At 64.3% G+C, this 13,094-nt stretch carries 10 protein-coding genes; 4 read left to right on the top strand and 6 right to left on the bottom strand.

From position 1 onward, the window contains the following. The first annotated feature begins 369 nt into the window (after window positions 1-369). Window positions 370-801 (top strand): universal stress protein, encoded by a 432-nt coding sequence (locus ABGT83_RS09040; protein ID WP_103264683.1) that lies wholly within the window; start codon window positions 370-372, stop codon window positions 799-801. Window positions 802-873: 72 nt separating this feature from the next. On the opposite strand, the gene ABGT83_RS09035 is transcribed toward ABGT83_RS09040, so the two are convergent. Together ABGT83_RS09035 and ABGT83_RS09030 are read right to left on the bottom strand one after the other, a co-directional pair. Next, window positions 874-2,277: an FAD-dependent oxidoreductase gene (locus tag ABGT83_RS09035; protein ID WP_103264684.1), complete on the bottom strand. Its 1,404-nt coding sequence runs from the start codon at window positions 2,275-2,277 to the stop codon at window positions 874-876. Window positions 2,278-2,435: 158 nt separating this feature from the next. After that, window positions 2,436-2,957 carry a rhodanese-like domain-containing protein gene (locus tag ABGT83_RS09030; RefSeq protein WP_204600459.1) on the bottom strand — a complete coding sequence of 174 codons (522 nt, stop codon included), beginning with the start codon at window positions 2,955-2,957 and terminating at the stop codon, window positions 2,436-2,438. A 249-nt stretch (window positions 2,958-3,206) separates the two neighbouring features. Here ABGT83_RS09030 and ABGT83_RS09025 point away from each other — a divergent pair, with 249 nt between their 5' ends. Then, the gene (locus ABGT83_RS09025; RefSeq protein WP_346687128.1) at window positions 3,207-5,036 is read left to right on the top strand and encodes an MDR family MFS transporter; all 1,830 of its coding nucleotides are present in this window, start codon (window positions 3,207-3,209) and stop codon (window positions 5,034-5,036) included. A 237-nt stretch (window positions 5,037-5,273) separates the two neighbouring features. Here the strand turns inward: ABGT83_RS09025 and ABGT83_RS09020 are convergent, their stop codons facing one another. The 4 genes from ABGT83_RS09020 to ABGT83_RS09005 form a co-directional block, all read right to left on the bottom strand. Next, complete coding sequence (locus ABGT83_RS09020; RefSeq protein ID WP_103264686.1) at window positions 5,274-6,122, bottom strand: TrmH family RNA methyltransferase; 849 nt, start codon at window positions 6,120-6,122, stop codon at window positions 5,274-5,276. Continuing rightward, on the bottom strand, window positions 6,119-6,763 hold the full coding sequence (locus tag ABGT83_RS09015) for a cysteine hydrolase family protein (protein WP_346687127.1): 645 nt from the start codon (window positions 6,761-6,763) through the stop codon (window positions 6,119-6,121). Before ABGT83_RS09015 ends, ABGT83_RS09020 begins: the two co-directional genes overlap by 4 nt. Window positions 6,764-6,877: 114 nt before the next feature. Beyond that, window positions 6,878-7,774 (bottom strand): VIT1/CCC1 transporter family protein, encoded by an 897-nt coding sequence (locus ABGT83_RS09010; protein WP_103264688.1) that lies wholly within the window; start codon window positions 7,772-7,774, stop codon window positions 6,878-6,880. 147 nt (window positions 7,775-7,921) lie between these two features. Next, window positions 7,922-8,395, bottom strand: coding sequence for a hypothetical protein (locus ABGT83_RS09005; RefSeq protein ID WP_346687125.1), 474 nt, complete (start codon window positions 8,393-8,395; stop codon window positions 7,922-7,924). A 90-nt stretch (window positions 8,396-8,485) separates the two neighbouring features. Between ABGT83_RS09005 and mazG the strand changes: the two genes are divergently transcribed. Both mazG and ABGT83_RS08995 read left to right on the top strand, forming a co-directional pair. Next, window positions 8,486-9,472 carry a nucleoside triphosphate pyrophosphohydrolase gene (gene mazG / locus ABGT83_RS09000; protein WP_103264690.1) on the top strand — a complete coding sequence of 329 codons (987 nt, stop codon included), beginning with the start codon at window positions 8,486-8,488 and terminating at the stop codon, window positions 9,470-9,472. 205 nt (window positions 9,473-9,677) lie between these two features. Continuing rightward, the gene (locus ABGT83_RS08995) at window positions 9,678-13,034 is read left to right on the top strand and encodes an EAL domain-containing protein (protein WP_346687123.1); all 3,357 of its coding nucleotides are present in this window, start codon (window positions 9,678-9,680) and stop codon (window positions 13,032-13,034) included. Window positions 13,035-13,094 lie beyond the last annotated feature (60 nt).

Below are 13,094 nucleotides of genomic sequence, written 5' to 3'. Positions count from 1 at the left end.
CAGAAGCGGTTGCGCAGTCGTCAGCGAAGCGTTTCGCGCACCCCGCCTCGCCGACGCGTGGCATGCGGCGCCGGGTTCGACTCTCGCGGGTTCCATGCGCACGCATGGGCCTTCGCGCTCGCGGATCCCCGCGCCGCAGTAGGGGGAGGCGGGCCTCCGCGGGCGCAGAGGGAGGCGGGCGCCGGCTGCAGGGGAGGCAGGTGCCTGCGGGCGCAGAGGGAGGCCGGCGCCGGCCGCGGCCGTCTCATGCTGTTCGCTCAATCGCGCCGAAGCTGTTGGCGTGTTGTGTATAGCTGATCTGGAAAGAAAGCTTTATACTGGAGGTGCACGCATGGCGGCACGCGCCGTCTGACCGAAGGGAGACCGCACATGGCCATGGACAAACTGCTCGTCGCCTACGACGAATCCGAGGGCGGCGATCGAGCGCTTGCGATCGCGGCCGACCTGGCTCGCGTCAATCCTCATGCGCATGTCGACATCGTCTACGTCATCCCCATTCCGCTGCTTGATGAGGCGCAGATGGCGAACTTCAAGGAAATTCTCGACATGATGATCGAGGATGGCGAGGATATGGTTGCCCAGGCGCAGGAGAAGATGGGGGAGGACCTGCATGGAAGGGTGGATTCGCTGCTGCTCACGGGAGCGAACCCGGCAACGGAGATCGTGAAACTGGTCGATCAGCGTTCCTACGACCTTCTTATCGTTGGCAACAGGGGGCTGAGCGGCCTCAAAGAGTACATGGGAAGCGTCAGCCATAAAGTGCTGCACGCCTCGAAGATACCGGTGCTCATTGCGAAGTAGGAGCTCGAACGAAGATAGAATGCAGCGCGGCCCTGGCATATGCCAGGGCCGCGCTGCATGCCGGGATGCTGCCTAGCCGACTGCCGCGAACAAGTCGTTGAATGCCTCGCTCATTGTCGGATGGGTGTAGATGGCGTCGCGCAGGCGCTGGTAGGGGAGGTCGGCATCGATGGCGAGCTTCGCCAGGTTGATCATCTCGTGCGATTCTTCGCAGAACAGATGCACGCCCAGCACCAGATTGGTCTCGGCATCGATGACGGCTTTCAGCAGGCCAACCGGCTTGCCCAGAACCTGGGCCTTCGGAATGGCCGCCGCTGGGAGTAGGGCCGTCTGCACCGCATAGCCTGCGCTGCGGGCTTCCTGCTCCGTCATTCCTACGCGGGAGAACGGTGGATCGAGGAACACGCTGTACGGTACGGCACCGCGGTTCTCGGTGGTGCGCTCGCCCGACCCCAGTATATCGTCCAGCACGATGCGGCTGTCGTCGAGCGAGATGTAGGTGAATTGCAGTCCGCCCGCCACATCGCCCATCGCGGAGACCCCTTCGACGTTCGTGCGCAGCCGCTCATCGGTGCGCACGGCCCCGCGGTCAGTGAGCTCGATGCCGGCCGCTTCAACATCGAGGCCTTCGACGTTGGGGCGGCGCCCGGTGGCGACGAGAACCGCGTCGGCGGCCAACTGCTCGCGTTCGCCTTTGGTCGCGATAACGACGGTTGCCTCGCCAGCGCCCTCGTCGATCCGCTCGATGGCGGCTGCGCGCACGACGCGCACGCCTCGGTCCTCCAAGCTGGCAAGCACCGCTGCGGCAATGTCGCCATCCTCGCGCGGGAGGAACGTTTCCTCGTTCTGCACCACGCTCACCGTCGATCCGAAGTTGGCGAACATCGAGGCGAACTCAAGACCGATGTAGCCGCCGCCAATGATGACGAGGCGCTTCGGCAGCTCGCGCACGTTCAGCAGCGTGTCGCTGGTATGTACGCGCGGCCCATCGACGCCAGGGATGGGGGGAACGAATGCGCGCGCTCCCGTATTGACGAACACGCGGTTCGCCTCTATGAGGAGCGGTTCATTCGAGCCGTTCGCGCAATCATCGTCGGCGGAGGACGCGGTGGGGTGCACGGCCAGAAGCGTTGCGCTCACGAAAGCCGCCCGGCCGTCGATGAGGTCCACCTGTGGATCGTCGGCCAGCTTACGTCGGTTCTTTTCGCGCAGCATGCCTGTCACGCGGTTCTTCTCGTCGATGGCCGCCGCGTAGCGCTCTGCCCGCTCGTCGAACGAGCCGCCGCGCGCCTGCGAGAGGGCGGCGGCGTGCACGAGCGTTTTCGTGGGGATGCAGGCGACGTTGATGCAGGTGCCGCCGTAGCGTTCTGGCGACTGTTCGACGAGGGCAACGCGCTGCCCGCTCTTCGCAAGCGCTGCCGCCAGGGTTTTCCCGCCTTTTCCAAAGCCGATGATGGCCGCGTCGTATCGATCCATGATGATCCTTTCCGTCTGTGCTGCTGATGGCGCGAAGCCGGATGCTCGCTCGCTCGATGTCCTGCGCTCGTATTCGAGGCGATGCCGGGCTCGTTCTGCTGGTCGCCGGCAACAACGTCGCCGGACTCGTCCAGGCGTTCGCCGGTAACGTCGCAAGGCTAGTTCGGTTGGTCTCCGGTAACGACGTCGCCGGTCCAGTCGACGATGCCGCCCATATCGTTGACGTGCTCATAGCCGAGATCGACCAGCTTGTCCGATGCTTGCTTGCTGCGCACGCCGGTGCGGCAGTACACGATAAGCTCCGCGCCGGGGTCGGCGAGTTCAGCTGGCTGCTCGGTCCCGATGCGATCAAGCGGTATATTGATGGCTCCTGGGATATGACCCTCGGTGTATTCCTGCGGTGTGCGGACATCCACGATGGTAACGTCGCCGCCGGCCATCATATCCTGTGCCTCGCCTGCCGTGATTGCTCGGTAAGCTCCTGCCGTGCCGTTGGACGTTGCAGCCTGCGAGGCGGCGCTTCCGGCTCCCGTTTCTTCCATCGTCGTCTCCTTGGAATCCGCCGGCGCGTTCGAGCAGGCAGATAGCGCGAGTGCTCCCGTCAGCGCGAGCGCCGCTATCGCTGCGCACGTAAAAACCGTCATACCTGTTCGGGTCTCGCTTTTCATGCGCCTGTCCATTGCGCCTCCTTATCGTTGCCCGTGCCGATCGCTCAATGTACTAGCTTTGTGTACATTTCATAACTGTAACTATATAGAGTACAGATTGAAAAGTCAAGCGAAAGCATGCGGGTTCTTGTGTTCGAGTTTCGCACGTGTCCTTCCGTCCTCAAAACCGCCACGGTGCGTTTTCCGGCGGGCTGCGCTCCATCATCTTCTTAGCCGCTTCATCGATACTTGCTACAGGTATGCGACGGCGAAGGAGCAGGTATGGAAGGCGTGGACCGAACGGGTACAACAGCGGCAGACGAAGCGCGGGTGCGCGAGGCGGCAGAACCGGAGACAGCGGCAAGCGGGTTGGCTGCCAATCCGCGCGCAAAGGGTGCTGCCCCCGATCCATCCGCTGAGCAAGCCTCCGTGCGGCAGTCCGCCGACCCGCTTGCCGATCAACCTGCAGGTCGGTCCGGCGCTCAGTCCGCCAAGCGAGCCGACGATCCATCCGCCGCCGAGCAGGCCGCCGCCGAACGCGCCAGCGAGCTGGCCGCCGCCTCAGCACGCCAAGGCGACGTGCCCGCCGCCGAACCCAAGCCCGCGCGCAAGCGCGGCGTGGCGGCCGTGTTCGCGGGCCTGCTGCTGGCCATGTTCGTGTCCACGCTGTCGGAGACCGTGACGGCCACGGCGTTGCCCACCATCGTGGGCGACCTGGGCGGCGTCGATCACATGCAGTGGGTGACCACGGCCTACATCCTGGCGTCCACCATCATGATGCCCATCTACGGCAAGCTGGGCGACCTGTTCGGCCGCAAGTACCTGTTCATCGTGGCGCTTTCGGTGTTCATCGTGGGCTCGGCCACCTGCGGGCTCGCGCCCAGCATGGACGGCCTCATCGCGGGTCGCGCCGTGGAAGGGCTCGGGGGCGGCGGCCTCATCATCTTGGCGCAGGCCACCATCGCCGACATCATTCCGCCCCGGCAGCGCGGCAAGTACATGGGCGTCATGGGATCGGTGTTCGCCGTGTCCACCGTGGTGGGGCCGCTTCTGGGCGGCTGGTTCGTGCAGGTGACGGGCTGGCGCTGGCTGTTCGCTTTCAACATCCCGCTCGCGCTTCTGGCCATCGGCGCCGTGGCGTTCTTCCTCACGAACCCCGAGCGCCGCGACGATCGCCCGCCGGTGGACGTGGGCGGCATGATGGCCATGGCCGTTTCGGTATCGTCGCTCGTGCTGGCCACCGCATGGGGCGGCACGCTGTATCCCTGGTTGTCGTGGCAGATCATCGGCTTGTTCGCGCTGTTCGTGGTTGCAGCCGTGGCGTTCGTGCTGGTGGAGCGGCGGGCGAAGGAGCCCATCATCCCGATGCTGCTGTTCAAGAACCGCAACTTCGTGGTGTGCACCATCACGGGCATGTTCATCATGCTGGGCATGATGGGCACGGTGTCGTACCTGCCCACGTACTTCCAGATCGTGGACGGCCTCGCGCCCGAACAGGCCGGGCTCATGACGTTCCCCATGATGGCGGGCGTGCTGCTCACGGCTGTGGGCACGGGCTTTTTGGCCACGAAGACCGGGCGCTACAAGTGGATGCCCATCGCGTCGTGCGCCGTGGCGGCGGTGGGCTTCGTGCTGCTGTCGCGCCTGACGCCCGACACGTCGCTGCTGATGACGGGCGTGTTCCTGTTCATCCTGGGCTTCGGCATAGGGCTGGGGCAGCAGATCCTCGTGCTCATCGTGCAAAACGAGTTCCCGCATGCCATCGTGGGCACGGCCACTGCGGCCAACAACTTCTTCCGGCAGATCGGCTCCACGCTGGGCGCGTCGCTCGTGGGCGCGCTGTTCACGTCGCGCCTCGCCGCCGATCTGGCTGCGCAGCTGCCGCGTGTGGACAACATCAGCATGAACCGCATCACGCCCCAGTTCATCGATCACCTCAGCGGCCCCGTGCGCGACATCATCACCACGGCCTACTCCGACGCGCTCGTGCCCATCTTCCTGTACGTGGTGCCCCTGCTGGTGGTGGGCTTTCTCCTCATGCTCACCCTCAAGGAGAACCCGCTGGCCAAGAGCGTAAACCACACGGGCCACGTCTCCGACGACTCGCTGTAGCGTTTCGAAGTGTGCGGTTTTCAAAGGGGGGCGAAGGAATCTCTGTCATGCCCTGCCCATCGCAGCCTGCCTCGAGATGCCGTCCGACATCCGGTTTCAGGATGCCGTTTAACATCCGGCTCCAGGGGATGGAAGGCGTTCGCGAGCTTTTGCTGGACGCCGCCTGATGTCGTCGAACCGCCTGCTATCCCGAGGAGGAGGGCGGAAGGTGTTATGCAAAATCGACGCCTCCCGTTCCTATCGCAGCTGCCAGAAAGCGACAGCGCTGGCGGCGGCAACGTTCAGGCTGTCCACGCCTGCCGCCATGGGGATGCGCACCGTGTAGTCGCAGCGCGCAATGGTGTCGTGCGCAAGGCCGTCGCCTTCGGTGCCGAACACGAGCGCGAGGCGTTCTTCGGCGTTGAGCGCCGCGTCGTCAAGCGGCACGGAGTCGTCCGTCAGCGCAAAGGCCGCGGTCTTGAAGCCCAGTTCGTGCAGCAACGGCACGCCCGCCCCGGCCCAGCCGCCCGTACCGGTGGCGCCCGCGCCGGTTTCCTCGCCGATGCGCGTCCACGGCACTTGGAACACGGTTCCCATCGAAACGCGCACGGCGCGGCGATACAACGGGTCGTAGCAAGACGGCGTCACCAGCACGGCCTCCACGCCGAGTGCGGCCGCCGAGCGGAAGATGGCTCCGACGTTCGTGTGGTTAGTAATGTCTTCAAGCACGGCGATGCGCCGCGCCTCGCGCACGATGTCGGCCACGCTCGGCAGCGCAGGACGACGAAACGCGCCGAGCGCCCCGCGTGTTAGCTCGAACCCGGTAAGCTTTGCCAGCTCGTCGTGCGGGGCTACGAACACAGGCACGCCGTCGCCCCATCGCGCGCCTATCTTGTTGACCATCGGTTGCATCGCGGGCAGCCACTTTGCCTCCATGAGCAGCGACAATGGTTCCATCCCGGCTTCCAGCGCACGCTCGATCACCTTGCCCGACTCAGCGATGAACACCCCGCGCTCCGGTTCCAGCCGGCTGCGCAGCTGCGTCTCGGTCAGCCGCGCATATGCGTCGAGCTGCGGGTCGTCAAGCGTCTGCACGTCCACGATCATGGGCGCGCCTCCCGCACGGCCGCGGCCACCTCGGCTACCACGTCGCGCACGCTTTCCAAGCCGCGCCTGCAGAACGCGTCGCACGTGAGCATCTGCGCGCCGATGTGCGCCATGTCCTCGATGTTTGCCGCCTGCACGGCCGGCGTGCGCGACGAGGTGCAGTCCTCGATGACCGCCACATTGTAATCGAGCGACAATGCGTCGTAGCAGGTGGTGCGGATGCAGTTGGGCGTGGTCGTGCCGATGAGCACCACCGTGCTCACACCCAGGCGGCGAAGCATCACATCGAGCCCCGTGCCGAAGAACGCCGAGAACCGCGGCTTCACCACCACGCGGTCGCCGGGCTGCGGCTTGAGCGCCTCGGGTTCGGCAAGCGAGCGGCCTTCGTCGCAGGCTCGAGATACGGGTCGTCCGCCTGTGAGCCATAGTTCGTGTCGACATGCTTCCACGTCCGAGCCGTCGGCGGCGTACGCTCGCACGGCATGGATCACGGGCATTCCTAGTTCGCGCGCATGGCTGAGCGCGCGGGCGCAGGTCGGCACCGTGGCAGCTGCACCCGCCACGCAGAGCGCGGAGTCGGCGTCGAGAAAGCCGTGCTGCATATCGATGATGATCAGAGCTGCCTTGCGGGGGTCGATCATGGAATGCTCCTTCAGACAATTGCGTCATCACTTATGCCGTCGCATGGCAGAGGCGCGTCAGGTGCGCCTCTGCTGCGGCACGCGGCTCCCGAGCTACGTGCCGTCGTTTCGCTCCTAGATATCCACGCCCAGGAACTGCTTCACCAGGATGCCGATGACGAACGACAGCGCGGCCACGCCCAAGCTGATGCCGGCCATCTGGCCGAAGCGCTTCTTGAACGGCAGGTCCTGCGCCACGGAGATGTAGTAGTTGAACACCACCAGGATCAGCAGCACGATAACGATCATGGTGCCCATGGCCCACAGGTAGTGCGCCTCGTCGAACAACAGATACGGCAGGATGAGCAGCGCCACCGTCACCAGGTAGGCGATGCCCGTGTACGTGGCCGACTTGAGCGCGTCCGGACGGCCCTCGCTCTTAGACGAAAGGTACTCGCTCGACGCCATCGACAACGTGGCGGCTATGCCGGTGATCAGGCCTGACAGCGCGATGAGGCGCGTGTTCTGCATGGCCAGCGTCAGGCCCGCCAGCGTGCCCGTCATCTCCACCATGGCGTCGTTCATGCCCAGCACCATGCTGCCCACGTACGACAGGCGCTCCTCGTCGAGCATCGCCAGGAGCGCCTGCTCGTGCGCCTCCTCGTCGGCGCGGATGTCCAGCGCCTCGGGGGCCTCGCGCGCCAGCTCCTCGTAGGAGATCTGCGCCTTGGCCTCGCCCTTCTCCATGAGCTTGACGGCGAACGTGAAGCCGAACACGAGCGCGATCAGCGCGTAGCGGCGCACCTTGCCAGCTTGCGGGCGCATCTCCTCGCCGGTGTAGCGCTGCCAGATGGCGGCGTGCTTGGCCTCCTCGTCGGCGATGCGCAGAAGGGTGTCGCGGTTGCCCGCGTCCTTCGTGCGCTGGGCGATGCGACGGTACACCTCGGCCTCCGTGGCCTCGTTCTGCTGGAACGCGCGGATCTGCGCGAGCGCCGATGCGGATAGCTGTTGCGGTTGTTCGGCCGTTACCATGCGATGCTCCTCGATCTCTTGTGCGAACAACTTCACAGTATACGGGAAACGGAAACCATCTGCATAAGGGTGGCGGGAGCCGTCTAAGGGCGACGTGGCCGTCACACTTCGCGTTGAACCCGCACGTGCATAGGTGGCGGGAGCCGTCTAAGGGGCGGCGTGACGTGCGCGCCGGTCGGCAACCAGAAGCCACGCGAACGCAACCCCCATCAACGCGAGACCGGCGGCATCGAAGACGACGAAGCGATCGATGCTGGCTGCGAGTGCCTCGTGCCCGGCGGGCAGGGATAGGCGTATCCACGACTCGCCGGCGAGGCCAATTGCCTGCTGCGCCAGCACGACGACGCCGAGCGCGCGGAACCGTGCGGGGCTTGCGATGACGGCGGGGTAGGTGGCATTCCACATGAGGAACGCGATGCCGAGGCCGCGCACGGCGGTAGCGCCCGGTACGCCCGCCAGCTCAAAGCCGCTGGTGTACGCCTCGGGCCACAGCACGAACTGCACCGCGCACTGCACGTTCACAACGAACACTGCCGCAAAAGCGAGGCGTGCGAACCACGCGGAGCGCTGCACGCCGGATCTGCACGCGGCTGGGGCGTTCGTATCGGGGGTAGAGAGCATGCCAATGTCCTTTCACCTTGTCGTGCAGCATACCACGCTGCCCGCACGGGGGTATACTGCTGTCAATCACCTGAAGAAAGGAAGCCCGCCATGCCCTCCATCGATCCCGTCGACCATCCTTCGTTCGACCGGTTCGTCGCCATCATCGCAGCCCTGCGCGCGCCCGACGGCTGTCCATGGGACCGCGAACAGACGCACGCAAGCATCGCGCACAACATGATCGAGGAGGCCTACGAGGCTGTCGACGCCATCGAGCGCGGCGATACGGCGCATGTGCGCGAGGAATTGGGCGACGTGCTTCTACAGGTGGTGCTGCAAAGCCAGATAGCTGCAGATTCGGACGAGTTCGACATCGACGACGTATGCGCTGAGGTGAGCGAAAAAATGGTGCGCCGCCATCCGCACGTCTTCGGCGAGGCGCAAGCCGCGAACGCTTCCGAGGTACTCGATTTGTGGGACCGGGTAAAGCTGGCCGAGCGCTCTGCAGCCTCCACGGGCTCTGCCGGCGAGTATGGCGAATCGGGCGCGGACGGGGCATCGGCTCAAGAGGGGGCTTCCGCCCTACCGGCTTCCGAAGGCTCCGTCATGTCCGTATCCTTTCAGTCATCGTTGGAAGGCCTGCTCGACGGCGTGCCGACGAGCTTTCCCGCGCTTATGCAGGCGCAAAAGATATCGCGCAAGGCCGCTTCGGCGGGGTTCGAGTGGGACTCGCTCGACGACGTCTGGGACAAGGTGCGCGAGGAGATTGGCGAACTGCGCGAGGCCTACGCGGCTGCGCCGAAGGCGGGTAACGGCAAGGTCGACGCAAACGCCGCATACGAAACCGCCCGAGCCGACATCCAAGAGGCCGCTGTGGCCGCTGTGGAAGAAGAGCTGGGAGACGTGCTGTTCTCGCTCGTGAACGTGGGCAGGCGCATGGGCGTCGACGCGGAGAGCGCGCTGCGCGCGACCTGCGGCAAGTTCCGTCGACGCTGGGCCTACATGGAGAGCGCTGCGCAGGTCGACGGTCGCTCGGTGGAGGAGCTTGCAGCTGAAGAGCGCGAAGCGTTGTGGGAGGAAGCCAAAAAGAACTGTTGAGCCTAGGGCAATCCTGTTCCGAATTGCCTGCGCGTCGTATAAAATGACAAGATGAGTAGGCGATCAACGCGATAGAAGAAACTCGGTCGCGAAGCTGGAAGAGGGTGGACGGCACGGTTGCAGCGCAACAACGCGGCGGATCAGTTAGACGGTGCAGCCGAGGTTCGTTTGCGCGCAGAATGAGCCGGGGGGGGGGCGCACCTACTTGAGTGCGTTCGAACGCGATCCGTTGACAGGGCTCGCCACCAGGCAGGGCTTCAACCAGGCTGCACGAGAGCTTATCGACGCGTATCCTTCCGAGCGGTTTGTGGTTCTGTACGGAGATATCGATCGCTTCAAGGTGTTCAACGATCGCTACGGAACCGAGGAAGGCGATCGGTTGCTCCGCTCCATCGGCTCCTCGATCAGGCAGGCGCTGCCGGCGAAGAGCGTCGCCTCTCATCTGCGCGGAGACCATTTCGTCTGCTGCCTGCCGGAACATGCCGGCAACCCCGAGCACGTGCTTGGGATGCTGGATTCCTGGCTGAGCGCGTATCCGCTGGATTTTGCGTTCTTCGTGCGGATCGGCATGTACCGGGTGGACGACCCGTCATTGGATGTGAGCCTCATGACTGACCGCGCGCTGCTGGCGTTGCGCTCCGCAAAGTCGGGATCCGAGCGGTACGCCATGTACGATGATTCTCTGCGCGAGTCGGTGGTACAGGAGCAGGAACTGGCTGGCCAGATGGCAGACGCGCTCAAGGCCGGCCAATTCGAGCTGTATTTTCAGCCGCAGTATCAGCACGGCACGAACCGGCTTGTGGGCGCCGAGGTTCTCGCGCGCTGGAATCATCCAGAAAAGGGCATCATCGGCCCCAGCGACTTCATTCCCGTGTTCGAACGTACCGGCCTCGTTTCAGATCTGGACTACTATATCTTCGCTGAGGCGTGTCGCTGCCTGCGCACCTGGCTCGATGCTGCCGGAGCGGATGGTGCTTGCTCCGTGCCGCGGCTGTCGGTGAATGTCTCGCGCAAGGACATCTATCGGTCGGACCTATGTGAATACCTGGTGAGCCTGGTCGAAGAACACGATATACCCTTCGATCTGCTCCATCTGGAGATCACTGAGAGTTCGTACATGGAGGATCCGAAACAGCTGGCCGAAGCCGTGGCGCTGCTCCAGCAGGCGGGTTTCGTCATCGAGATGGATGACTTCGGAAGCGGCTATTCATCGCTCAACGCCCTGAAAGACGTGCCGGTGGATGTGCTCAAGCTCGACTTGCGGTTCCTCGATGCGCGCAACGACACGCGCGGCGGGGTCATTCTCGCGTCGGTCGTGCGCATGGCTCGATGGCTCGATCTGCCGGTCATCGCCGAAGGCGTGGAATCGGAATCTCAAGCGCAATTCTTGGCGAGCGTCGGGTGCGATATGATGCAGGGCTTTCTGTTCTCCAAGCCGATCGACCGCGCTTCGTTTGAAGAGCTCATGGCAAACGCCGAACACGGCCGTTTCGATTCGCGCGCCGCACGTCGATTCAACACGGAAGCGTCTGTACTATGGGATGCGGAATCGCTTGCGGGATTTGTGTTCGCCCATTTCGCAGGTCCTGCTGCGCTCGTGGAGTATGACGGCGAACGGTTCGAGGTAATCAGGTCGAACGACGAGTTTCACGAAGCTTTGGACCTCTCGGCCGATGCGTTTGCGCGCACGCCCGACGATCTGTTCGGCCCGCTCGACGCAATCGATCGCGAAAGCTTCGATGAGGCGCTGGAGCGCGCCGTAGGCGAAGCGGGAGCAGGGGTGAGCGAGCTGCTTGTGCATCGCTCGGGCGGGGAGATGTGGATACGAACGAGCCTGCGCCGGATGTCGAGCGACGGCGTGACGTCGACGCTGTTCGTCACGCTGAGCGAAATCACCGAGGAGCGTGCGTTGCGCGATCGGCTGCGCGCGGCGATGGACGGCGTGCCGGGCGGTTTGGCGTTTTTCCGTATCGAAGAGCACAAGGCTGCACTGCTCGATTGCAACGACACCGCCCTTGAACTGCTTGGGACGACGCGCGAAAGGTTCGAGCGGCTCTGCGGTATCGACCCACTTCAGATCGCGGAACCCTCCGATCGTCCGGTCGTAGCCGACGTGATCGGAAAGCTCCGCGCGGGGGCACGACGGGCAGAGTGCACGGTGCGCGTGCGGCATGCCAACGGAGAGCTGCGCTATCTCCTGCTTTCAGCGGCGTTCGCGCATTGCGGCCCCACGTCGACGTATGTGGTGATCGCGCTTATGGATGTAACCGAAGAAAAGGAGCGCGATCTGCGCTTCAAGCGACAAGCCGAGCGCGAGCGGCAGCTCTACGAGGCTATCCCGTGCGGCATCCTGCGGTTTACGGTCGAGCGGGATCCCGTTATCGTGTCGGCGAATCGCGCCGCCTGGCGCGTATTCGGCTGTGCATCCTACGACGAGTTTCGCGAACTTGCGCGCGAAGGGTCGCGCAGTCCGTTTGGCAGGGGCGGCACGCAGGCCTTGAGAAGCGCCGTCGAGCGTTTGACGTCGGGATCGGATCCTATCCCGTTCACCAGCTCCGTGCGTCGTGGCGACGGAACAGAGCGGTGGGTCGAGGGCGTTCTCGCCCTGGCTGATGAGACGGAGGGCCCGGGCGTCGTTCAGTGCGCCTTCAATGATGTCACGGACGCCGTGCGTGAGCGCCGCGAGCGCGCTTGGCAAAACGAGCGGTTCCGCATTCTGAGCGAGCTCGCGCACGCTATCAGTTTTGACTACGATTCGGAGTCCGACACGGTGCAGCTCTATATTGACCGTACGGGAAACGGCATGGAACTGCAGGTCATTCCTTCGTATCTGAAAGTGCTCGGCACGGCGGGCCGCACCGAGGTGCATCCAGATGACGTCGCGGCGGTCAAGTCGATGTTCGAGCAGGTGCGCGCGGGATCCAGCAACCAGATCATCGAGTACCGCGCCGACTACTACGGTACGGGGTACCGATGGTACCGAGCGAACCTGTTCGTTGTCGGGGACGCACGCAGTTCGTGGCACCTCGTCGGCCTTATCGACAATATCCAGGCCGAACGCGATCTGCGCTTGAAGGCCGAGTGCGATGCTGTCACCGGTCTGTCCAACCACGCTTCAACGCGCGACCTTGTCAACGACGCTCTCTCCGATTCCCATCTGGCGGCCAGCAGCGTGTTCGCCGTAGTCGATCTCGACGACTTCAAGGTCGTGAACGACACGTGCGGCCATTTGAAGGGCGACGAGCTTTTGCGAGAGGTCGCGAGCATCTTGCGTGCGAACTGCCGTGAGACCGACATCGTCGGCCGCGTCGGGGGAGACGAGTTCGTCGTGCTGCTGAAGCATATCAACATGAAGGCGGCGCTGCGGGTGTTTTCGGTCATGCGCCATGCGGTCGAAGGCATATGCCTGAGTTCGCCGGATGCTCCGATTTCCGTCAGCATGAGCGTGGGGGCCACGCAGACGGTTGCCGACGATCGGGAGTATCGCAGTGTCTTCTCCCGCGCCGACAAGGCGCTGTACGAGGCGAAGCGCGCCGGTAAGAACCAGGTGAGAGTCGGCTGAGCCCCGTCTCCCCTCCCTTCGAGCCTGCGCTGCGGAAAGCAGTTCTGGCGATTTGGGCAA

The sequence above is a fragment of the Enteroscipio rubneri genome (assembly GCF_963929405.1).
GTDB classification, from domain to species: domain Bacteria; phylum Actinomycetota; class Coriobacteriia; order Coriobacteriales; family Eggerthellaceae; genus Enteroscipio; species Enteroscipio rubneri.
Note: the sequence above shows the minus strand (reverse complement) of the source record. Positions and strands in the feature narration are given on the sequence as shown.

What these genes read in the sequence shown, in the direction of transcription:
- ABGT83_RS09040 (WP_103264683.1), top strand. Translation starts at nt 370, where the DNA reads ATGGCCATGGACAAACTGCTCGTCGCCTACGACGAATCCGAGGGCGGC.
- ABGT83_RS09035 (WP_103264684.1), bottom strand. Translation starts at nt 2,277, where the DNA reads ATGGATCGATACGACGCGGCCATCATCGGCTTTGGAAAAGGCGGGAAA.
- ABGT83_RS09030 (WP_204600459.1), bottom strand. Translation starts at nt 2,957, where the DNA reads ATGGACAGGCGCATGAAAAGCGAGACCCGAACAGGTATGACGGTTTTT.
- ABGT83_RS09025 (WP_346687128.1), top strand. Translation starts at nt 3,207, where the DNA reads ATGGAAGGCGTGGACCGAACGGGTACAACAGCGGCAGACGAAGCGCGG.
- ABGT83_RS09020 (WP_103264686.1), bottom strand. Translation starts at nt 6,122, where the DNA reads ATGATCGTGGACGTGCAGACGCTTGACGACCCGCAGCTCGACGCATAT.
- ABGT83_RS09015 (WP_346687127.1), bottom strand. Translation starts at nt 6,763, where the DNA reads ATGATCGACCCCCGCAAGGCAGCTCTGATCATCATCGATATGCAGCAC.
- ABGT83_RS09010 (WP_103264688.1), bottom strand. Translation starts at nt 7,774, where the DNA reads ATGGTAACGGCCGAACAACCGCAACAGCTATCCGCATCGGCGCTCGCG.
- ABGT83_RS09005 (WP_346687125.1), bottom strand. Translation starts at nt 8,395, where the DNA reads ATGCTCTCTACCCCCGATACGAACGCCCCAGCCGCGTGCAGATCCGGC.
- mazG (WP_103264690.1), top strand. Translation starts at nt 8,486, where the DNA reads ATGCCCTCCATCGATCCCGTCGACCATCCTTCGTTCGACCGGTTCGTC.